This is a genomic window from Vaginisenegalia massiliensis (assembly GCF_900604935.1).
In the GTDB taxonomy this organism is placed as follows: domain Bacteria; phylum Bacillota; class Bacilli; order Lactobacillales; family Aerococcaceae; genus Vaginisenegalia; species Vaginisenegalia massiliensis.
The window spans coordinates 107476-129252 of the sequence record NZ_UWPC01000003.1 but is presented as its reverse complement, the minus strand read 5'-3'; the positions used below and the strand labels follow the sequence as shown (position 1 = coordinate 129252).

The 21777-nt window shown below is 39.5% G+C and carries 23 protein-coding genes; 8 read left to right on the top strand and 15 right to left on the bottom strand.

The annotated features are described in order from the left end of the window. Window positions 1-55: 55 nt before the first annotated feature. Both pyrE and pyrF read right to left on the bottom strand, forming a co-directional pair. Window positions 56-694: an orotate phosphoribosyltransferase gene (gene pyrE, locus EIH20_RS02790; RefSeq protein WP_124057841.1), complete on the bottom strand. Its 639-nt coding sequence runs from the start codon at window positions 692-694 to the stop codon at window positions 56-58. A 2-nt stretch (window positions 695-696) separates the two neighbouring features. Then, window positions 697-1449 (bottom strand): orotidine-5'-phosphate decarboxylase, encoded by a 753-nt coding sequence (pyrF, locus tag EIH20_RS02785; RefSeq protein WP_124057840.1) that lies wholly within the window; start codon window positions 1447-1449, stop codon window positions 697-699. A gap of 239 nt (window positions 1450-1688) precedes the next feature. Here pyrF and EIH20_RS02780 point away from each other — a divergent pair, with 239 nt between their 5' ends. Continuing rightward, window positions 1689-2120: a GNAT family N-acetyltransferase gene (locus EIH20_RS02780; protein ID WP_241152366.1), complete on the top strand. Its 432-nt coding sequence runs from the start codon at window positions 1689-1691 to the stop codon at window positions 2118-2120. Between the two features lie 176 nt (window positions 2121-2296). Here EIH20_RS02780 and EIH20_RS02775 read toward each other — a convergent pair whose 3' ends face one another. From EIH20_RS02775 to EIH20_RS02750, 6 genes are all read right to left on the bottom strand, one after another. Continuing rightward, window positions 2297-3364, bottom strand: coding sequence for a type 2 periplasmic-binding domain-containing protein (locus EIH20_RS02775; RefSeq protein ID WP_124057838.1), 1068 nt, complete (start codon window positions 3362-3364; stop codon window positions 2297-2299). A 17-nt stretch (window positions 3365-3381) separates the two neighbouring features. Continuing rightward, window positions 3382-4014, bottom strand: a complete 633-nt coding sequence (locus EIH20_RS02770) for a 5-bromo-4-chloroindolyl phosphate hydrolysis family protein (protein ID WP_124057837.1) — start codon at window positions 4012-4014, stop codon at window positions 3382-3384. Between the two features lies 1 nt (window position 4015). Then, the gene (locus tag EIH20_RS02765) at window positions 4016-5638 is read right to left on the bottom strand and encodes a substrate-binding domain-containing protein (RefSeq protein ID WP_124057836.1); all 1623 of its coding nucleotides are present in this window, start codon (window positions 5636-5638) and stop codon (window positions 4016-4018) included. After that, window positions 5631-5846 carry a helix-turn-helix domain-containing protein gene (locus tag EIH20_RS02760; RefSeq protein ID WP_124057835.1) on the bottom strand — a complete coding sequence of 72 codons (216 nt, stop codon included), beginning with the start codon at window positions 5844-5846 and terminating at the stop codon, window positions 5631-5633. Before EIH20_RS02760 ends, EIH20_RS02765 begins: the two co-directional genes overlap by 8 nt. A 17-nt stretch (window positions 5847-5863) precedes the next feature. Next, window positions 5864-7057 carry a toxic anion resistance protein gene (locus tag EIH20_RS02755; protein WP_124057834.1) on the bottom strand — a complete coding sequence of 398 codons (1194 nt, stop codon included), beginning with the start codon at window positions 7055-7057 and terminating at the stop codon, window positions 5864-5866. A gap of 286 nt (window positions 7058-7343) precedes the next feature. Continuing rightward, window positions 7344-8012: a DNA alkylation repair protein gene (locus EIH20_RS02750; protein WP_124057833.1), complete on the bottom strand. Its 669-nt coding sequence runs from the start codon at window positions 8010-8012 to the stop codon at window positions 7344-7346. Between the two features lie 231 nt (window positions 8013-8243). Between EIH20_RS02750 and EIH20_RS02745 the strand changes: the two genes are divergently transcribed. Together EIH20_RS02745 and EIH20_RS02740 are read left to right on the top strand one after the other, a co-directional pair. Continuing rightward, complete coding sequence (locus EIH20_RS02745) at window positions 8244-9710, top strand: ABC transporter substrate-binding protein/permease (RefSeq protein WP_124057832.1); 1467 nt, start codon at window positions 8244-8246, stop codon at window positions 9708-9710. 1 nt (window position 9711) lies between these two features. Continuing rightward, a complete protein-coding gene (locus EIH20_RS02740; RefSeq protein ID WP_124057831.1) occupies window positions 9712-10446 on the top strand; it encodes an amino acid ABC transporter ATP-binding protein in 735 nt (244 codons plus the stop codon). Between the two features lie 60 nt (window positions 10447-10506). Here the strand turns inward: EIH20_RS02740 and EIH20_RS02735 are convergent, their stop codons facing one another. Further along, window positions 10507-10827 (bottom strand): hypothetical protein, encoded by a 321-nt coding sequence (locus EIH20_RS02735; protein ID WP_124057830.1) that lies wholly within the window; start codon window positions 10825-10827, stop codon window positions 10507-10509. Between the two features lie 232 nt (window positions 10828-11059). Here EIH20_RS02735 and EIH20_RS02730 point away from each other — a divergent pair, with 232 nt between their 5' ends. Both EIH20_RS02730 and EIH20_RS02725 read left to right on the top strand, forming a co-directional pair. After that, window positions 11060-11989, top strand: a complete 930-nt coding sequence (locus tag EIH20_RS02730) for an ABC transporter ATP-binding protein (RefSeq protein ID WP_124057829.1) — start codon at window positions 11060-11062, stop codon at window positions 11987-11989. Then, complete coding sequence (locus EIH20_RS02725) at window positions 11983-12759, top strand: ABC transporter permease subunit (RefSeq protein WP_124057828.1); 777 nt, start codon at window positions 11983-11985, stop codon at window positions 12757-12759. The genes EIH20_RS02730 and EIH20_RS02725 overlap by 7 nt, the downstream gene beginning before the upstream one ends. Before the next feature lie 81 nt (window positions 12760-12840). Here the strand turns inward: EIH20_RS02725 and EIH20_RS02720 are convergent, their stop codons facing one another. Then, a complete protein-coding gene (locus tag EIH20_RS02720; RefSeq protein ID WP_124057827.1) occupies window positions 12841-14151 on the bottom strand; it encodes a sensor histidine kinase in 1311 nt (436 codons plus the stop codon). Beyond that, window positions 14148-14843 (bottom strand): response regulator transcription factor, encoded by a 696-nt coding sequence (locus tag EIH20_RS02715; RefSeq protein WP_241152365.1) that lies wholly within the window; start codon window positions 14841-14843, stop codon window positions 14148-14150. The genes EIH20_RS02720 and EIH20_RS02715 overlap by 4 nt, the downstream gene beginning before the upstream one ends. A gap of 143 nt (window positions 14844-14986) precedes the next feature. Between EIH20_RS02715 and EIH20_RS02710 the strand changes: the two genes are divergently transcribed. From EIH20_RS02710 to EIH20_RS02700, 3 genes are read left to right on the top strand one after another with little or no spacing between them, the layout of a single operon-like run. After that, window positions 14987-15910, top strand: coding sequence for an ABC transporter ATP-binding protein (locus EIH20_RS02710; RefSeq protein WP_124057825.1), 924 nt, complete (start codon window positions 14987-14989; stop codon window positions 15908-15910). After that, window positions 15907-16647: an ABC-2 family transporter permease gene (locus tag EIH20_RS02705; protein WP_124057824.1), complete on the top strand. Its 741-nt coding sequence runs from the start codon at window positions 15907-15909 to the stop codon at window positions 16645-16647. Before EIH20_RS02710 ends, EIH20_RS02705 begins: the two co-directional genes overlap by 4 nt. Continuing rightward, window positions 16647-17381, top strand: a complete 735-nt coding sequence (locus EIH20_RS02700) for an ABC transporter permease (RefSeq protein WP_124057823.1) — start codon at window positions 16647-16649, stop codon at window positions 17379-17381. Before EIH20_RS02705 ends, EIH20_RS02700 begins: the two co-directional genes overlap by 1 nt. A gap of 39 nt (window positions 17382-17420) precedes the next feature. On the opposite strand, the gene EIH20_RS02695 is transcribed toward EIH20_RS02700, so the two are convergent. From EIH20_RS02695 to EIH20_RS02680, 4 genes are all read right to left on the bottom strand, one after another. Further along, the gene (locus EIH20_RS02695; protein WP_124057822.1) at window positions 17421-18302 is read right to left on the bottom strand and encodes a sensor histidine kinase; all 882 of its coding nucleotides are present in this window, start codon (window positions 18300-18302) and stop codon (window positions 17421-17423) included. After that, window positions 18299-18988: a response regulator transcription factor gene (locus EIH20_RS02690; RefSeq protein ID WP_124057821.1), complete on the bottom strand. Its 690-nt coding sequence runs from the start codon at window positions 18986-18988 to the stop codon at window positions 18299-18301. Before EIH20_RS02690 ends, EIH20_RS02695 begins: the two co-directional genes overlap by 4 nt. 108 nt (window positions 18989-19096) lie before the next feature. Next, window positions 19097-19954: a class II fructose-1,6-bisphosphate aldolase gene (gene fba / locus EIH20_RS02685; protein ID WP_124057920.1), complete on the bottom strand. Its 858-nt coding sequence runs from the start codon at window positions 19952-19954 to the stop codon at window positions 19097-19099. A gap of 123 nt (window positions 19955-20077) precedes the next feature. Next, the gene (locus EIH20_RS02680; RefSeq protein WP_124057820.1) at window positions 20078-21691 is read right to left on the bottom strand and encodes a CTP synthase; all 1614 of its coding nucleotides are present in this window, start codon (window positions 21689-21691) and stop codon (window positions 20078-20080) included. Window positions 21692-21777: the final 86 nt, after the last annotated feature.

The window sequence follows — 21777 nt, the reverse complement described above, 5'->3', positions numbered from 1 at the left end:
TCTCCTTTTTAATGTTTACTCTCGGTAAACGTTATTAAATAGTGAACATAAACGATTAAGCGTGAGCCTGTGACCAAGCAATCGGATCTAAGTACCATTGAGTCAATTTGTCTTCATAAGCAGCTAATTCAGGGCGTTGAACGGCTAATTTCACTAATTCTGTATAATTCGTTAAGGTCACTAACGGAAAGTCTTCTTGAGCAAAAGCATCTTTACCACTTTGTAGTAAGTAGTTAAATACAGCCACACAACCAATCACTTTGCCGTGAGCTTCTTGAACAGCATGGGCTGCATGAATCACACTCTTACCCGTCGAGATTAAGTCTTCGACCATGAGCACTCGTTGACCAGGGATCAACTGGCCTTCGATTTGATTTTGGCGACCATGCTCTTTAGCACTTGAACGCACATAAATCATTGGTAAATCAAGCAATTGAGCGATGAACGCTGCGTGAGGAATACCTGCCGTAGCCGTACCTGCCACAACATCTACCTCAGCAAAGCGTTCCTTAATAACTTGGACAAAGCCCGCTTCCACTACTTTACGAGCTTGAGGATGACTCATAATTAAACGATTATCACAATAAATAGGTGTTCGTAAGCCACTCGTCCAAGTAAAAGGCTCTTCGGGGCTTAAACACACCGCATTGATTTCTAATAATGTTTTGGCAATTTCTTGAGATAAGTTTTCCATAGTTAGCCTAACTTCCCTTCTGTATTCTTCTTAAGACGACCAGCTTGCCAATCAGCTAAAATACTTTCATAAGTGGCAACAGGATTTTCTGCCCGGGTAATAGGTCGACCCACAACAATATAATCTGATCCTAATTCAGCCGCATTAAACGGTGTGGCAATCCGCTTTTGATCATCTTTACGAACATTCCCTTGTTGCAAGCGAATCCCTGGCGTAACGGTTAAAAAGTTGTCGCCAACATGTTCTTTGATTAAGCCTGCTTCAAGCGGCGAACAAACTACCCCGTTCAAGCCAGCTTCCTGAGTTAGGTTAGCCAAGTGAAGAATATTCTCTTGCATGCCCACTCGGGATAATTGATCTCGTTCTAACATTTCTGGTGTCGTAGACGTTAATTGGGTCACGGCGATTAATAGAGGTGTTTTAGCACCTAGGCGCGTTCCGCGAACCAAGCCATTCATGGCTGCTTCCATCATATGTTTACCACCGATGGCGTGAACATTGATCATCGATACTCCTTTTTTGGCTAGGGCCATCATTGACCGCTCCACCGTATTAGGAATATCGTATAACTTAAGGTCAAGGAAAATCTCGTGTCCCATTTCGGTCAAATCTTGGATAATTTGAGGACCAGAGGCATAGTATAATTCCATCCCAATCTTCAAATTCAATTGTTGATATTCAAACTTCTTAACGAAAGCCATGGCTTCATAGGCATCCTCAAAGTCTAAGGCAATAATCGGCAATTCTTTCTTCATTTTGTCACTCCTTGTCTTGCTTTGGGCACAAAAAAACAGCTCAACACCATGTGTCGAGCTGGGAAAGTTTCAGTGTATATGAGTGTAGATACCATCCCCCTTAGGAAATGAACCTACTATCTTATTATTCTGCTACTTTCGTGTCTCTCGGACACATTTAAAGATAACCCTGTAATCATAAGGATTATAATGATAAACTAGAGTAAAGTCAACCCATAATTCAACAAAGGAGTTTCATGATGGAATTAAAAATTGGCACTCAAGCGTATTTAAGAGCAGCTGCAAGCTACATCCGTTATCAAGTTTTTGTCATTGATGGAGTCATTGCTCCTGATGACGAATTCGACGACAACGATATCCCCGAAACCTGTTATGCCGTTATGTTTGATGGCAAAGTTCCAGTTGCCACCGCTCGTCTATTGGATGAAGACGCAAAAACAGTCCGCATTACCCGAGTAGCTACTCTATCCGCTTATCGAGGTCGTGGCCTGGCTAGTCAAATTCTTCAAGCTCTTGAAGAAACGGCTCAAAGTCAAGGCTACCAAAAAGTTCTGATCCATTCGGAAATAGATGCTTTACCCTTCTATCTAAAAAACCACTATCAAAAAATCGGCATCCCTTATTATGAAGACGACCAACCCTGTCAAAGCGTTTATAAAGATTTAAAGTAAGTGAGACTCTTTCAAAAAATATAGCCTCCGTTCTCAAGGTCTAGCTTGATCTTGGAACGAAGGCTTTTTTCATATTGGGATAGCCTAGGCGCTTGCGTCCGTAATCCGTTTAGGATGAAGGACGGTCCCTTGCTTAATTGGGCTAGCTGATAAGGGCTAGAAAACCTATTTATTTTTTATTGAATCAACTTCATCAATTCTTGCATGACTTTAGGATTAGGCAACGGCATAATCTGAGTCACTTCCTTAGCTACCCCATTTACCTTGAAATGTTTAATATCATTGGTTCCCGCTACCACGGTTCGAAAACCGTGTTGTTCCCAAGCGATTTTTTGCACCTCTGGATCCAGAAGTGCCTTCTGGAACTGACGACTATCATCATTCAAACCGATGAAGACATGGCTAGACCAAACGGTCGGCGTCGGATACAAGATGACAATGTCATCTTTAATTTGATTGTAAACGTCTGGTTTACTAATTGAAAATTCAAGCAATTGACTCTCGTAGGCTGCAATTAAAGGAAAAGCACCCATCCCTTGTTGTAAGAACTGATTAAATAAATCGGCTGACGACGTCTGGCTATAACCTAATTTGCCATAAATTTGTTTCACATCATCCTTAATAGCTTCTAAATTCTCAGCGGTCACCGGCTTGTTATCATTAAGTGAGTTAGCTAAAAGACCCAAGAACATATTACCTGAGTTAGAGGCATTCGGATCGGTCGTATCGACTAAGATGTCACCATATAATTGGCCTAAGCCGATTGACTGCCATGATTTGCCTTCTTTGATGGCTAAGGCAAGTTTCTTCATATCGACATAATGAACACCATCTTTTTGGCTGACGTAACCCGCTTTCGTTAAGGCTTCAACGACGGGTTTACGAGAGAAAAGAACAATAGGCGTGTTTAGTATAATTTCGTCTACCTTAGCCTGCCCACCATTGGCTTTGAATAAATCGGCTGGAAACTGACTGGATGGGAAGAGATAATCATAGTCTTGATAGACGCCGGGTTGAACCATTTCAATTGACCCTTCCTTACGAATATCATAAGTCACCCCATATTTTTTCTTGGCAATTTTTTGGACTTCCGTGTTTTCTAACCAAGGAATCTTCTCGCCACCCACGAGCCCTCTTAATTCGACTTGTTTAGGCTGACCCTGTTGAAAGAAGAGAAAGCCTGCAATCGCCATCATGGTCACGACTAAGATTAGCGCGCCAATTAATTGAGTATTTTTCTTCATGCAATGCCCCTACTTTCTTATTTAGTGGAATCCTCTTGTTGAATCATGTCACGGCCAAAAGTAACGGTTTTTTCTAACAATTCATTCGTTACTTCTAGCTGTGAAACCGTATTTTGATAATAATCATCTCGTTGCTGTTGATAAATCTGCGATAACAACGTTAACGAACGTTGAGTGCGATCATTAACTTTCACCATTTTATCCGCCGACAAATGAATATCTTCTAACTTATTATAGTTATCCAGTACGGACAAAGTCTTAGGCAAATAATATTCAAGAAAATGCCGACTGCTAGATAAATCTTGTAAATGGCTACTCAAATGGGTCAAAATATCTTGGCCGACTGCATGAATCTGTTCGATCTGCTGACGAATGGCCTCGTGTTCAATCGCCGTTTGATAAGTGGCTATTTGCTCTAAGCGTTGACGGCTATCTAGATACAGCTGATTAAGTTCTTCATTTAAAGCCGTATGTTCTGCCATTACATCGGCTACTTTAAATTGTGGGGTTAAAATATAGGATAGGCCGAAATAAAAGCCCAAAGCCACAGGCATCACTAGCCAGATCGGCCATTTTAAAACTAATAGGCCCAATAAAAAACTAGTTAAACTTACTCCTATAGCAATTATCATGCGTTTAGTAGCTGACATATTAATTATATCCTTTCACAGATTTGAAGGCTCCGACTAAATCCTTCCGCCCATCAAAGACACGCCCATTACTTAACTCGGCTAAATGCTTGATATAGGTTTCATCCGCATCACCAAATTGAATTGAAAAAATCGGAACGTCCAAATTCATAGCCTGGTATTCTTTTGCTACCGCCTCTTCTTGGTCATAGTCATTAGCGCGGCCATCTGACAGAATGACAATCATCGGTGTATGAGTCGCAAACAAGGCTTGGTCTTGCTGAATCTGTTTAAAGACTTCCAGTAAGGCCGTATTCATCGCCGTTCCGCCAGTAGGTTCTTTCTCTTTGACCTTTTCATAAAGATCAACCATTTCTTGCCCATTTCCTTTGGCCTGAGGCATCGTTTCCACTTCACTGTTGAAAGCATAAGTTCGGGTAATGTCTTGGGGATGCCCTTGTAGTAAATATTGTTTAGCTTTATCAGGCAACATTACGTAAGACAAGGCATTTGTCAGTTGATCAACCGGTTCTCCGGCCATTGAGCCTGAATAGTCTAAGACATAATAAGTTAAAGCTGGCTTTTTGAATGAAGTTTGGTATAAGCCAAGAGCTTGTTCAATGGTCTTAGCCTCTGGTAAGCGCATGGTATTCAAGACCCGATCGGTATCTAAGCCCCATTCCTTTGGGAAAGCTGATTTATTAGCCGGACGAACGGTGTTATACACACTGCGACGTCCCGTCTTCTCGATGGCATCTTGGGCCCGATCGGCTAATAAATATTTTTGGAAGGCCAAGAAGGCCTTCTCTTTTTTTTCTTTTTGATGGTCCACATAGGCTAAAGGTGAGTCACTCATGACAATGCCTTCTTTAGGATAAACCATGTATAAAGGTTCCTTGCCTGCTTTTTTCAACTCATGATTAGTTTGAATAATCAGGGTTTCATAGTTAACCATAGCATCGTAGTCACCTTTAAGAAACAAATCCACTAACCAGTTAGATGATCCCGAAGTACGGTTGACGCCCGCAAGTAAACTTTGAATATCCTTTTGAATAGTACTATCAGCCAAGATCGTAGGAGTCAAAACTTTTTGACCACTCAAGGCCGTTAAGAAAGATAAATAAGCACTCGCACCGGAGTTAGATTGGGTCGCACTCGTCATGGCGAAGGTCATCTTCTTATCCTTGACAGCCTGTAAGATATCGCGAATCGAAGGGGCTTGCTTGGTGAAGCCTAATTTTTCAGCTTTGGATTGTTTGATACCAAACACAACCGGTGTCATGGTAATAGAAGCTTGGTGTTTCAAAATATGGTTCTTGTCTCCGAGGGTTAGCCACATGGAACTTGCTGGCCACACAGCATCATAGTCCATCTTTCCTGTTTGTAGGAGACGCATCATATCGACACTTCCCATGTAGGTCACTTCGATGGTTTGCTTTTGTTGTTTAGCGTAATCTTTCAATATCGGCTCTAAAATTTTAATTTCTGAACCTGCTAGAACTTTGAGCTTTTCGCCGCCAAAGTCGGCCACAAAATCAGCCTTAGCTACTTGGTTCTCCTCCCCATCGCTACATGCACCGATGATAAAACCCAAAGAGACTAAAAAACCAAATATGGCTAACACTTTAAGTAGTTGTTTAAACATGGCCGTCTCCTTTCTTATCCTGTTCCAAGTAATCTTCTAATTTATGTAGGGTTTGGATCGACATATTACTCACTTGAGCGTCACCCCGCCGATAGCGACTGATCATTTCACGGGTGAGACCCGTTTTTTGCGCTAAGGCATTGGCTGACATCCTAGGGTCTAACAACAAGTCGATGGCTGCCTGATTACGTTTAATCTCGTGCTTCATCGCCTTATCTTTCCTCCTTACAACTCAATATCTCCAGGAACCGTTTTTGGTGTAGCTTGACTATATTCAGCTTGGGGTTGACCAATGGATTCAACTAACGCTACTTGTAAATCAGATTCAATTTGGCGTAATTCTTTCTCAGCTTGTTGACGGTTTTGTCGGCTCGCTTCATGAATTTGGCGCGTCTCTTTCAAGGTTTCAATTAAATCTTGATTCACTTTCTTCACCGTTTCGATATCCACAATTGAGCGCTCAGCTTCTTTAGCTGTCGCAATCGTGTTTTGTTTTAGTTTAGCTGCATTTTCTTTCAACATGCGATTAGTGGTGTTTGAAATTTGTTCTTGCATGTCTAGGACTTGCCGTTGCTTATCCAAGCCTAAAGTAATAATGATCTGCGATTTCCATAAAGGAATAACGGTGGTGATGGAATCAGAGATTTTTTCAGCTAATAATTTGTCATTATTTTGAATTAACTTGATTTGTGGCGCGGTTTGGATAGCTATCGTTTTAGATATATCCAAATCGTGGATGCGTTTTTCAAAGCGATCGATTGATTCTTTATAATCATTCACTACTTGGAGAGCCATAGGATCATTGGATTGGTTAGCTTCTGCATAGAGCTTAGGCAATTCGACTTCTCTTAATTCTTTAATCTTTTCTTGACCGGCAGCGATATAGATTTGTAAGTTATGGAAATATTCTTTGTTCTTGTCATAGAGTTTGTCATACATGCCGATATCTTGAAGTAAGGACATGCGGGCATTTTCTAGTTGAGACGTAATTTTATCGATTTGTAATTCAAGGGTATTGTATTTTGCTAAGTAGCGTTCAACGGCTTTGCTAGCTTGGTTTAGGAATGGAATTTTATCTAAAAAGCTCGATTGTAAGCTAGTATCAAACTTCTCAACTTGAACGACCATATCGGTTAACAACGTTCCCACTTGTCCTGCATCTTTGGCTTTAATTTCTTGAAGGATGGTATCACTGAAGGTCGCAATTTGCTTTTGAACACTGGTCCCGTACATGGAAGTGAGTTGAGCATCGGTTAAATCAATCTTCTCTTTAACTTCTTGAACTTTAGCAAGATCTTGTTGAGTTAAACTTGATAAATCTTGCTTAGTGGCCGCTACAAGAGTTTCATTATTTTCTAGGCTAGGACTCGCTGTTTCTGTCTTCTTTGCCATTAAATCTTCTAAGCTATGATTGGCCATGTCACTATGTGCTATCTCCTTTTAGATAGCTACTCCTTCTTTTATATTCAGGTAGGGACCTACCTTGTCTTCAGTATAGTGTAAACCCAGGTTGACAACAACCGCCTAAAGTCTTATAAACCAAGGTTTACAAACTCTTAACCTAGTATTTACATATAATTTACATTAAGGACAGAAGTCTGACGTTTTACCATATTAGCACCATTCCATAAAAAATGCCCCTTGCTTGGACACGCCCAAGGCAAGGGGAAATCATGCTTGTTATTCTATTTAGCACAAAAGTTTCTTACTTTTCTTGTCGCCGCAGAACAGCCGCGATCCAATCAGGTGCATAGGCAGACGTACACCCTTTGGCTACCTTCATATCTTGATAGGCCCCAATCTTTTGAGCCGCTGCCAAAACACGTGGGCGAAAGTCTGGATAATGAAGCGCAATTTCAACCATGGTTCGGTTCATATTCCACTTGGTATACGGCAGAGCCTGGCCGAGCTTCGCTTCGATTTCAGTTAAGAGTGACTCCACTTCTGTCTCGGGAAGCTGTTTAGCTATCACTTGACGTAAACGTAAACCCCAGCCTAAACGGACCAAGCGATCTTCGTCACTCTTTAATAATTGCTCCTGCCATTGGGCAGCATCTGAGCGCTTGGCTAAGATTTTGTCACAAAATTTGTCAAGAACTAACACTGATACGTTGGGTTGAAGGGCCAAAGCAATTTCATCCTCTGCTAAATCGTTGGGTTTAAACAATTGAATGGCAACCAGTTGGGCATCTAAGTTCCCTGTGAGCCATAAGTCTTTAAAAGATAAATCCTGCCCTTGATATTTTTTGGCCATCTTACTAATATCCGCCATGCTGACGCCAAAGTAGGGTTTTGGTTCTCCATTTTTTTCATAGCGGCGAACGGTGGCTGCTTTACCCAAAGTGGCTAAATCCGTTAATAATTGTTCTATCATCACGCATTCTCCCTTCACTTCTTAGGTGCAGTATAACATATTATCAGATTGGTTTGAACGATCGCCCGTCATAGCGATCTTAATATACGAAATATCGTTAAATTTACTATCTATTTAGTGATTGATTCTAATGAATATTTCATGAAAACGTTATATTAATGCGTTTCTTTTGTGCTATGAATGAATAAACAATATAATTAACTTATTCTAATTTATAGACGAGGTGTAAAAATGAATGATTCCTATTGTCCGTCAATCCGTCAGCTTAGTCGTCTGTTCTTGGTAATCAGCCTCCTAATTGGATGCTTTTGGCCAAACGTGACTAGCTTGGCGGCTGATAATCAACCTGCCAAAGGACAAACCTTTGTCATCGCCACCGATACAACCTACGCTCCCTTCGAATTTCTCGATAGCAAAGGGAAGCTAGTCGGTATTGATATTGATATTCTCAACGCGATTGCCAAAGATCAAGGCTTCAAAGTTGATTATCGCTTCATGCCTTTCTCTTCTGGTATCCAAGCTTTAGAAAGTAATCAGGTCGACGGCATGATTGCAGCTATGGGCGTAACACCCGAGCGAAAGAAGTCTTTTGATTTTACTGATGCTCATTATCAAAGTGGAGCTATCTTCGCGGTTAACCCTAAAGCCAAGATTAAAAATTATGCGGACCTCAAAGGTAAGCGAGTCGCGGTTAAAATCGGTACGCAAGGTGCCGAGCTGGCCGAGAAATTATCTAAACAATATCATTTCAAAACGGTCAGTTTCGAAGACTCGGTTAATATGTACCAAGACGTGACTTCTGGCAATAGTCAAGCAGTCATCGAGGATCGTCCGGTCATGGCTTATGCGGTTAAAACCGGCACCATTGACCTAGAATTAATGGGACAAGAAATAGATACCATCCCGCTAGCGATGGCTGTCAACAAAGGGCAAAATCCAGCCTTGCGACAAGCCTTTAATCAAGGACTCAAAAACATCAAACAATCCGGCCAATATGATCAAATTATTGATCGCTATGTCGGTAAAGGAGCTGAAAAAACACAAGTGGATACTAGTTTATTGGGTCAATTACAACAAAACTTCCCTGCCCTCTTGGTCGGTTTGGGTCAAACATTACTTGTAACAATCTGTTCAATTATACTTGCTCTAATCTTTGGCGTCATTTTAGGTTTAATGCGCTCAAGTAAATCAAACTGGGTGAATCATATAGCTGAAATCTATATCGATATTATGCGGGGTATCCCATTGATTGTGCTTGCCTTCTTTATTTACTTCGGCATTCCCCAATGGACAGGCATCACCTTTGGTGCCCATATTGCGGGTATTGCTACCTTGAGTCTCAACGCAGCTGCCTATATCGCTGAAATCGTTCGTGGGGGAATCCAAGCCATTGCTAAAGGCCAATTTGAAGCCGGTCGCAGTCTAGGTTTGTCTAACAAGGTTACTATGCGCAAAATTGTGTTACCTCAAGCCTTTAAGATTATGGTCCCTTCATTTATTAACCAATTCGTCATCACCCTGAAAGATACGTCCATTCTTTCTGTCATTGGTTTAGTCGAATTAACCCAAACCGGTCGGGTTGTCATTGCTCGCACCTACCAATCCGGTAGTATGTGGTTAATCGTTGGCTTGATGTATATCATTATTATCACTTTCCTAACTAAGCTATCCAAACACCTAGAAAAGGAGCTAGTATAAGATGAGCGAACATAAAATTCAAGTAAAAAATCTCAAAAAAAGTTACGGCCATCATGTCGTACTTAAAGATATCTCAATGGATATTGATGCAGGTCAGGTTGTTTGCATCATCGGTCCCTCAGGTTCCGGTAAATCCACCCTCTTACGTTGCCTAAACCGGTTAGAGAAAATTCAAAAGGGGCAAATTTTTGTTAACGGCCAAAACCTAACCGATAAACAGGCTGATATCAATAAAATTCGCCAAAACATTGGTATGGTTTTCCAGCACTTTAATCTCTTCCCTCATTTGAGCGTGAAAGAAAACATCACCTTAGCTCCCTTAGAGCTAAATAAGATGAATCAAGAGGAAGCGGATCAAACGGCCATGCAACTGTTAGAAGAAGTTGGATTAGCCGATAAAGCCGATAAATATCCTAATTCCTTATCAGGTGGACAAAAACAGCGGGTCGCTATTGCTCGTGCCCTTGCCATGAAACCTGATATTATGCTCTTCGACGAACCAACCTCTGCTTTAGACCCTGAGATGGTGGGCGATGTACTTGGTGTTATGAAGAAGTTAGCCGAAGAAGGTATGACCATGGTTGTCGTTACCCACGAAATGGGCTTTGCTCGTGAAGTAGCTGATCGGGTCATCTTCATGGATGGTGGCTACATCGTCGAAGATGGTCACCCTGATCAAATCTTCGATCATCCTCAAGAAGAACGGACCCAGAACTTCCTCGAAAAAGTCTTATAAAATCAACAAAAACGTGCTAGCTGAGCTAGCACGTTTTTTATTTACATCGTTATCTTCTTGTTACCTAAAACCAAAAAATTCCCAATAGAGCTTTTGCGGATTAGCTGTCACATCCACAAGTTCGATATCATCTTCACTTAAGTGATAGTGTTCAGCCAAGGCTTCCATTAATTGGTCCATAGCTAAAGCTGATTTAAGCAAACCGCACCGTGTTACCTCATCCAGATGAACCCAACGTCCAATCGTCGAAGGCAAAGCTTGGTCAAACAACTCCATATGGTCAGACCATAACTCAACTCGATAGAAGGTCATTTTATTTGATGATTCGGCCCGCTTCTTCATGACCATATTTACAATTTTAATAAAGGGACTAATAATCATCCGCCATTCCTCCCAGCCAATATCTTTCTTACAAATAGATGCTTAATACACTGATCATCTTAGCTCATACGCTAAGTCTCAGCATCCGACTAAAGGATGATAATCCTTTTTGACTAAAATAACAATCTATTTTTGGAAATATAACATTTTAGAAACTGTTGAGAAATGCTTGATAAACTATTGAAAAAGAAGCGTTATGATGGAAACATCAAAGGAGAAGGAGTAAATAAAAATGGAAAATGTATTAGAGATTCAAGGATTGAGTCAAAAATTCGGTCACCACTATGTACTTAAAGACATTAATCTAACTATTCAAAAAGGGGACATCTACGGCTTGATTGGGCGAAATGGAGCTGGGAAAACAACCTTATTGAAATTAATCACTCAACTCTTAATCCCAACTCAAGGCACAATTGCTTTGTTTGGCTCACAAAATAGCCATGAGTTAACGCAAGCTCTTAAACAGGCTGGGTCAGTTATCGAAACCCCTGTAGCTTACGATCATCTAACCGCCAAACAAAACTTGGCTTACTACTGTAAACTTCGAGGCATTGTTAATGCCAAAGCCGTTATCCAAGAGACCTTAGAATTTGTTCAATTGGACCAGACTGGTAACAAAAAATTCAAAAATTTCTCACTTGGGATGAAACAAAAGCTTGGAATCGCTATCGCCCTATTAACCCGTCCCGATTTTCTTATCTTAGATGAACCGATTAACGGTCTCGATCCGTTAGCTATTGTCGAATTTCGTAAATTAATCAAACGCTTAAACCAAGAAAAAGGGATGACTATCATTATTTCAAGTCATATCCTAGAGGAACTCTACCAAGTAGCCAATCGATTCGGCATCATTAATGACGGCGTCCTCGTCAAAGAAATTAGCAAATCAGACTTTGATCGATTAAGCCAAGATTATATTATCTTAGAAACGAGTCAACCAAGCTTAGCCAGTCAATACATTCAAGATCAACTACATCATCAAATTAAAGTCATCGATGATCATACGATTCACATTTTTGGTCAAGCTCATCTAATTAATCCTATTATTCAAGCTCTCGTTAAAGCCGACATCCCGGTTGATGGAATTTATTATTCTAAATTAAACCTTGAAGCCTATTTCACAGATCTTGTAACGAATACTAAGGAGGAATTCACATGTTAAATGCCATTCGTGCTGATTTTTATCGTCTTATCCGCTCTAGGGGTTTTATCATCAATCAAATATTACTCTTCAGCATCCTGATTTTAACCATCGTGACCAAAGCAACCGGTTCAATTGGGGTCAAAGTCTCAGACTCTAACCTTCCCCAAACAAATCCTTTAGACCACCTTCAATGGACCAGTCCCGTTAGTGCTCAAGCTGCATCTGGGATAGCTTCCTTCCTTATTTATTTCGGCTTACCCTTATTTATCATCATCGTCGGTCATGATTTAACGAAAAAAACCTATAAAAACATTTTGACTAATGGGCTTTCTCGCTGGCAATATTTTCTGTCAAAATTTGGGGTCTTCCTCTTTATGCTTCTATTACAATTTATTTTCTACTATGGTTGTATCATGATAACAGCCGGTGTTCGAACTGGCTTTGGCCAATTAGATCAAGTATTTTGGGCTAAGTTAGCTTCGACCATTGCTTTCCAGTATCTAAATCTTTTAGCCATCTTCTCAATTGCCATGTTGATTCTTTACCTATTCTTCTCAAATGTCGGAGCTGTGATAGCCAGTGTGGTCATACCAATTGTGATGAGTATTACCTATTTAATTTATAAGAACGAGCTAATCAGTCACTTCAATTTTCAGCCCAATATCGATAGTGCATGGGGGTTGAAATTCGCTAGCCCTACTTATCTTCAATCCTGTCTAGCTTGTGTGGCAGTCATCCTGATTTGTAATAGTCTCAGCTATCTAATTTTTAAAAAGAAAGCCCTCTAATATAAAATGTAACAGTGAATAAACACTTAAGCCGTACCTCTCTTTTCATGGTACGGCTTTTTTGATAGTTATTATTTCTTCTCAATCGATAATTGGCAGATGAATTAACACACGCAAACCAGGTTGATTAAAATAAAACGAAAGGGTCCCCTTATGCAATTGAATAATTTGTTTACTAATTAGAGTTCCCATTCCATGGGATGAATAATTACGTTCTTTATGATTTAAGACTACTACCTCTTGTGGACCTATTTGACCATTGTCTTGAAGTGTTATGACTATTTCCGCATCCAAGCGCTTCATACTTACCTTAATTTCTACTTCATTATTATTGTGCATTAGAGAATTTAAAAGCAGATTATGGATGGCTCGTTTTATTAAAATCTTATCACCTAAAATATATGCATGGGTCTCTTTTAAATCAACACAAAGATTAACCATGGGATATTGATTCATAAATTCACTTAAGCAAGTCCGCATATAGGCATCCATCGCAATCCTTTTAAACGAATCTTTAGGTTGAGGGCTATCCAAGATATAAATTAAATTTAGGTTGGAGATAATTTCTTGCATATGAGCCACTTGATCATGAATCTTACTTATCGACTCATGATGACCCCCTTCTAATTCAATTTGACGTGTCTGGCTCATGATTAAGGTCAAAGGATTTCGTAAATCATGACTCACTCCCCGAATCCAATGATCACGATTCTCCCGATTCTCTTGAATCATTTGTGAAGTCCGATTCAAAGTTTCTTTAATTTCACTAAAATTCCCTTCCACATCTAAATGGATTGGTTGATATTCTTGCAAATCATTAATGGCTTGATTAATGGGAATAAGTTCTTGATCTAATCGCAAACGACTATAGTAATAAACACCAAATAAGACGCATAAAATAAAAATTAAAACACCAATACCAATAAAAAATACGCCTTTTAGAGTTTGAAACCGATAATAATTATCGGGAAATTTATCATAGACCCCTTTAGGGTAACCCAAAACTAACAACTGATTTTTGATTGGATAACAAAATACTGGATAATCTTGCAAATACCACCGAGTAAAGCGAACAATGTCATTATTTGAATAGACTTGTGGCAAATTAGTCGGTGTACGATAACTTAAACTCTTTTTTCCATTCTGATCTAAGACCATCATCCAGATTTTCTCTTTAGCGAGCAACTTTCGATTTGTATCGTTCAAAACGATTTCTTGCTTATTATTAATCAATACTGAGCTTATATGATTGGGAGAAGAGTGCTGTTGAGATTCTTGATAAAAATGATAAAAGGACAGACCCATAAATAACACTATCCCTACCGAAACAAGACCTAAAATAAGGAACATGTAGCGAATGAATAAGCGAGTAAAAGATCGTAACATGTTCATAAATTAGGCACCTCCAACTTATAACCTAGCCCTTTGACTGTCACCAAATGATCTGGTTGAGAAGGATTCAGCTCAATCTTTTGCCGAATTTTGCGAATATGTGCCATCAACGAATTATTATACCCGTCATAGGCCTGCCCCCAAACATTGGCCATCAGACTGTCAAAGGTTACAATACGATTTTTCTGATCCATCAATACTCTTAGAATAGCATATTCTTTAGCCGTTAATGGAATTTGCTCTGTCTCTTTAATCACAACCGCTCGGCTGAAATCGATGAAACAAGCAGATAATTCAACTTGATCCATTATTTGTGGATAGGTTCTGTTTAAAATTGAGGCCACACGCAAAGTTAAATCTTTTGCTTGAAAAGGCTTTACAATATAATCATCTGCTCCTAGCTCAAAACCTTGATATTGTTTTTGAATATCTGAAATAGCGGAAAGAAATAGAACCGGCATGTCAGAAAATTTTCTGATTTCTTTTAAGAGATCAAATCCATTTCCATCTGGGAGCATGATATCCAAAATAGCTAAATCAAATACCTCTTCAATTAAGCTAGCTGAAGCTTCTTGAAAGGAAGCTACCCACTTAACGGACTGGTACCCTGCTTCTGAAAGAATACCTTCTATTAATTGTCCGATTTCCTCATGATCTTCCACAACCAAAAGCTTTCTTTGATAATTTGACACGACCGATTTCCTCCCATCTACTAATCTAGTATACCACCTTCTCGCTTCCATATTTTATTTTCTAAACGATTTAAGGAGGAATTAAGGAAGAAATCAGGCTAAATTAAGGAGCTACCTGTATTCTCATAAGTGAGGTGAGGAAAATGAAAGAAATGATCAAATTTGAACATGTAATGAAACTCTATGATAAGAAACCTGTCGTCAATGTCGAGCATTTAGTGATTGAAAAAGGGCAAATATATGGCCTTATTGGGCCTAATGGCGCTGGTAAATCAACCATTATGAAAATGATTTGTGGCCTACAAGAAACAACCAAAGGTCAAGTAACCATTCAAGGAAAAGCTTATACTCATACCAATCGGCACCAAATTGTCAGCCAAATTGGTTCGTTGATTGAAGCCCCTTCTTATTATGAACATTTAAGTGGTTTCGAGAATTTAAAAATCGTTTGCCAACTTAAAAACCTTCCTATTGAAGAAGTCGACAAGGCGCTAGAAGAGGTAGGTCTTAGCCAACATAAACACAAAAAAGTAAAGAATTACTCATTAGGTATGAAACAGCGGATTGGTATTGCCATGGCACTGATTGGTCGGCCTCCTCTTATTATTTTGGATGAACCGACTAACGGTCTCGACCCTCAAGCCAAAGAAGAAATCCGGCATTTAATCCGTGATTTGCCCGCTAAATATGGATCGACGGTGATGGTTTCCTCTCACGCCCTCGATGAAATTGAACGTATGGTGACTCAAATTGGCATTATTGGGCAAGGAAAATTACTTTACCAAGGTACCATCGACAACTTTAAACAACATCAAAGTCGAGCTATCCTCATGAGAACTTCTGATAACCAATTAGCTGCTTCTATCATGGGCATTCCAAACGTCATTATGACAGATGGTGCAATAAAATTCTCTTATGTGGATGATAACCAAATCGCTAGTTATCTCAAAAAACTGGTCAAAGCGAATATTGAAGTCTATCGAATCTATGAAGAACATAAGAGTCTTGAAGAATTATTTATCGAGTTTACTCATGACTTAACCTTAACAGGAGGGAGAGTCCTATGATCACCGCATTACGCAAAACAGAAAGACAAAAATATTCTCTCATTCAATTCGGAGCTGTTTATCTTATTATTACGGGAGTTGTGGTCGGAATCTCCCTCATTTCATTAAAACAAGGTATTCAAAACAAATTGATTTGGTTTTCAATAATGGATTCCTTTGCTTTTATTCAGCTCATTATAGCTCCTCTATTAATTGCTTCTCTATATAGCTTATGTGTACAAGTGGAAGCTAAACATAATATGTGGAAAGTCATTAAATCAAGTGGTGCTAGCCTCAAATCACTTTACACCATAAAATTTTGGTATATCCAAAAACAATTGATTCTCTTATACACCATTCAAATAGGTCTCTTATTGGTTGCCGGTAAGGTATTTGGGATACAATCGCCACTGCCTTGGACTGATATCGCGATTTTTTATCTCGGCGTCTTACTCATTAACTTTGCACTCAGTAGCATACATTATTATCTGTCCTTAAAATTTGAAAATCCCTTAATCGGACTAGCTGCCGCTGTCTTCGGTTCGTTAACCGGCATTGGCATCACTCTTATTTCAAAAATGGTTGGATACCTTATTCCTTACTCTTGGTATTCAATATTACTGCGGATAGAACATATAGTTGTTAACGGCGAATTTACTAAGAAACTGTCGCTCCCATCCTTCTATCCGTTGATAGCAGGTTTATTATTAGGCCTAATTTTCTATTATTTAGGCAAACAAGTGGAGGTGGAAGCCTAATGAATTTATATAAAGCAGAGCTTCAAAAACTAAAACGATCGAAACTATGGCTACCTCTGCTTCTCTTGCCTTTATTAGCCATCAGTTATGGCGCCATAAACTATACTTTCAATAAAGAAATTCTAACAAGAGAATGGATTAGCCTTTGGACCCAAGTATTCCTATTCTATGGAGCCTTCTTTTATCCCTTTATTATCGGATTGATAGCTGCTCTCGTTTGGCACAATGAACATAAGAAAAACGGCTTACGCCTCATCTTAAGTAGCGCGTATACCTTTAAGCAAATCATCACAAGTAAACTCCTAGTGATCTTTAGTTTATTAACTGGTTTACAAATATATTTTCTAATCTTATATTATCTGGTTGGCAGTTTTATGCATTTTAAAACGCAAGCCCCCTTTGACCTGATTGCTTGGTTAGGACTTGTAACCCTCTTATCTCTTGTCCAAGTTGCTTTACAATCCTTTCTCTCTTTGCGAATCAAAAATTTTTCCGTCCCCGTACTCCTAGCTTTAGTCTACGGATTAACTAGTTTTATGGCCTGCGCACAAAATAAATTACCAGAGTTACCTTATTTACTTGGCTCTGCCAAACTCTCTTTAGCCATGAATAATGAATTTCCTAATATTCAGTTTAACTTGATTGAATGGGGTAAATTGTTTGGCTGGGCTTCTGTCCTAACCATCATCTTGGTCACTTTACAAATAAACTACTTAAAAAAATTAACCCATTAAACAAAATCCCCGCCCAGAGCTTTGGGCGGGGATTTTGTCTTATTGTATGTTTATTGGCCAAGAGGCTTGGATGGTAAAATTCGGTTCCTGATAAGTCAATTCTAGTTGACCTCCCGTTAAGTGAACAAGTTGTTCGGTGATATAGAGGCCTAAACCTGAAGATTTCTCGCTTGAAGATAAATCTTCCGCATAAAAGCGCTGGGTCAGTCTTGTTATGTTGACTATCGGTGTCTTGCTTTTATTTTTTACTTGCAAATAGACTCGACCTTGATGACAGTATAAATGAATCCGAACAAAGTCACGCCCATGTTTAGCTACATTACCCAAAATATTCTGCATAATCCGTTCTAAAATTTGGGGATCATTTTCAATTTGAATCCCTTCTTCTAAGTCTAATTCTACCTGCAAATGGAGTCGCTGATAGGTATCATAGAAGCTTAAAGTTTGTTCGCCTACTAATTGTGAAAACGAGAATCTTTGTTTAGCTGGCTGAACATTTTGTTCTAATAAATTTTGATACTCTAAAAGATATTCGAGTCGCTGTGAAACACGCCCTAAACTGTCATCAATCTTAATTAGTTGAGGATTGTCAGGGTCGTCTTTCAAAAGTTGTTTGGCATAACCCCAAGAAACCGTTAGCGGAGTCCTAATATCATGCGAAATATTATGGATGGTCTGGTCAAGCATTTGACGCTCTTGTTGATAGAGAGCTTGGCTTTCTTCCATTTGAGTGAAAACATCATTATACGCCGTGATTAGTCCATCCATGAAGCCGATTCCTTGTTTGTTCAAAATAGCCACCCTTGATTGGCTAGCCAGTTTATCTTGAATAGCTTGAGTTAACTGCCTGATGGCACGGCGTATCAAATACAGATAAATAACCATAATCAGAATAATGGCGCTTAATAAATATAAAATCATGATGATTGCCACTCCTTCAAGCGAATCCCTAAGCCCCAGATGGTTTCAATGTATTCGTGACAATCGTCTACCTCTTTGAGCTTCTTCCGCAGATTACTCAAGTGAGCATTGAGGGTATTATCCCCGGGCAGATAGACATCCTGCCATATCTGTTCATAGAGTTTTTCTTTAGTAAAAATTTGTTTAGGATGATCGAGTAAAAGCTGAAAAATATCATATTCTTTCTTGCGTAAACTTACTTGACCCAAAGGACCTGACACTGTAAAGGTCTGAGAATCTAATTCAATATGCCCATACTCTTGTCGTTTAGAGCCGGCTAGTTCTTGACTCATAGTCTGACGTAATTGAACTTGAATCCGGGCTTTTACTTCATCCCCATCAAAGGGTTTGGTAATGTAATCATTCGCGCCATTTAGCAAGTATTGGGTAACGGATTGCTTATCGCCGATGGCTGTAATCATGAGCACCGGAACCTGACTACTTTGACGAATCTCCTGAAGAACTTGACCCCCATCTTTGCCAGGCAACATGATGTCTAACAAGACTAAATCAAAGATTTCTTGCTTAAATAATAAAGTCGCTTCTGTACCTGAATAGGCCTGAATCACTTGATGTTCTCCAAGTAATAAGTTCTTAAGAATCTCATTAATATCTTCGTTATCCTCAACCACTAATATCTTTGCCACACTACTCACCCCTTCTCATTGCCTCTATTATAGCATTCTCCTTGATTAGCCTCTATAGCAAAAAAGCCGCGACCCTCAAAAGGGTGCGGCTTTAATTTTTGGCTTAAATTAAGCTTTATTTGAAGAACCGAAGATGTCCATTGTTTCTTTGGTTACTTTTACAATCGCTTCGAAACCTGGTTTGATAATCTTACGTGGATCGTAAACTTTATCATCCGTGTTTAATTTTTCGCGAACAGCTTTAGTCCATTGTTGTTGTAATTCAGTGTTAACATTGATCTTAGCGTGTCCACGTTCGATTGCTTTCTTGATTTGGTATTCAGGGATGCCAGATCCTCCGTGTAAAACTAATGGAGCATTGGTTGCTTCAGAGATAGCTAACATTTCGTCAAAACCTAATACAGGTTCACCTGCATAAGTTCCGTGAACAGATCCTAAAGCAGCAGCTAAGCAGTCAACGCCTGCTTCTTTGACCATACGAACACATTCGTCAAGGTCAGCATATTTAACACCACCAGTTACGCCGTCTTCTACACCACCGACAGTGCCGACTTCTGCTTCAACAGACACACCTTTAGGGTGAGCATAAGCCACAACTTCTTTAGTCATGTCAATGTTTTCATCGATTGGGAAATGAGAGTGGTCAAACATAACGGATGAGAAACCAGCATCAATATATTGTTTACATACTTCAACAGAAGAACCATGATCTAAGTGTAAAGCTACAGGAACTGTAATGTCCATTGTTTCTAACAAAGCATTAACCATTGCTGAAACAACTTTAGCGCCACCCATGTATTTACCTGCGCCTTCAGAAACACCCAAGATAATTGGTGAATTATTTTCTTGAGCAGCTGTCAACACGGCTTGGGTCCATTCAAGGTTGTTGATATTGAATTGACCAACTGCATAGTGTTCTTCTTTGGCTTTGTTCAACATTTCTGTCATACTGACTAAACGACTCATCATTAATTTCCTCCTTATAACGTTACCGTTATTTATTCGATGCTTCCATTATACTCTTCTTTACTGACTTACGCTAGTTTTCTTAATGAAAATCTTGTCTAGTCAATCATTAATTCTAGACAACTAGTTTTGTCCGCGTTTATGCAGAATGCTAGCTGAAACAAAGCCAGCAAATAATTTTTGTGGACGGTTAGGACGAGAGATGAATTCTGGATGGAATTGAGAAGCGATGAAGAATGGGTGTTCTGGTAATTCAATGATTTCAACCAAACGATCATCTGGACTAACACCTGAAAAGACCATACCTTTATCAGCTAATGCTTGACGATACTCATTATTAAATTCGTAACGGTGACGGTGACGTTCTTCAATAACATCTTGATCATCGTACACTTTGCGTGTCAAACTACCTTCTTGTAATTTACATGGGTAAAGACCTAGACGTAAGGTACCACCCATTTGAGCCACATCATTTTGATCGGCCATTAAATCGATAATATTGTGTGCGCAATCTGGATTTTCTTCCGCTGAATCGGCTCCTTCTAAGCCAACGACATTTCGAGCAAATTCGACACAAGCTAATTGCATACCTAAGCAAATACCTAAGAAAGGAATCTTATTCTCCCGAGCATAACGAATAGCTGAGATCTTACCGTTGACACCACGGTGACCAAAACCACCCGGTACTAAGATACCATCCACATCGGCTAAGTAGTCCGCCGCATTGGCATCCGTCACTTCTTCCGCATCAATCCACTTAATATTGATATCAGAATCGTACATATAACCGGCATGTTTTAAGGCTTCTACGACAGATAAATAAGCATCTGGTAAAGACACATATTTACCAACCAAACCAATAGTGACAGACTCTTTCAAGTTAAGAACCAATTTTTCTAATTCTTTCCAATCAGTCATGTCCGCTTCCGGTAAATCAAGACCAAAATGTTCTAAGACTAGGTCATCCATTCCTTGTTCTTGTAAACTTAATGGAATGGTATATAGAGTTTCAACATCGCGTGATTCGATAACGGCGCGCTCATCTACATCACAGAAAAGAGCTAGTTTTTGTTTAATTGATTGAGCTAATTCTTGTTCAGTCCGCACAACCAAAATGTTAGGTTGAATCCCAAGCGAACGCAATTCTTTAACACTGTGTTGGGTTGGCTTAGTCTTCACTTCACCTGCTGCTTTTAAATAAGGAATCAAAGTCGTGTGAATGTACATCACATTATTAGCACCCATATCGGCTTTCATTTGACGCAAAGCTTCAAGGAATGGTAAGGACTCAATATCCCCTACAGTTCCCCCTACTTCAGTGATAACCACATCTGCATCGGTTGTTTCGCCGGCACGCATGATTTTTTCTTTAATTTCATTGGTAATATGAGGAATGACTTGAACGGTCGCACCCAAATAGTCTCCACGACGTTCTTTCTTCAAGACTTGCGAATACACTTTACCTGTTGTTACATTGGAGTATTGGTTTAAGTTGATATCAATAAAGCGTTCATAGTGGCCTAAGTCTAAATCGGTTTCGGTCCCATCATCGGTCACAAACACTTCTCCGTGTTGATAAGGACTCATGGTTCCTGGGTCAACGTTGATATATGGATCAAACTTTTGAATGGCAATCTTCAAGCCCCGATTCTTTAATAAACGCCCCAAAGAAGCCGCTACAATCCCTTTACCAATCGAAGATACTACGCCACCTGTTACAAAAATATATTTTGTCACTAATCTCACTCCTCTATAATTATTGTCAGGTTGTTTTCCGCTTAAAAATAAAAAAATTCCCCATTCCATTTGGAACGGGGAGCGAT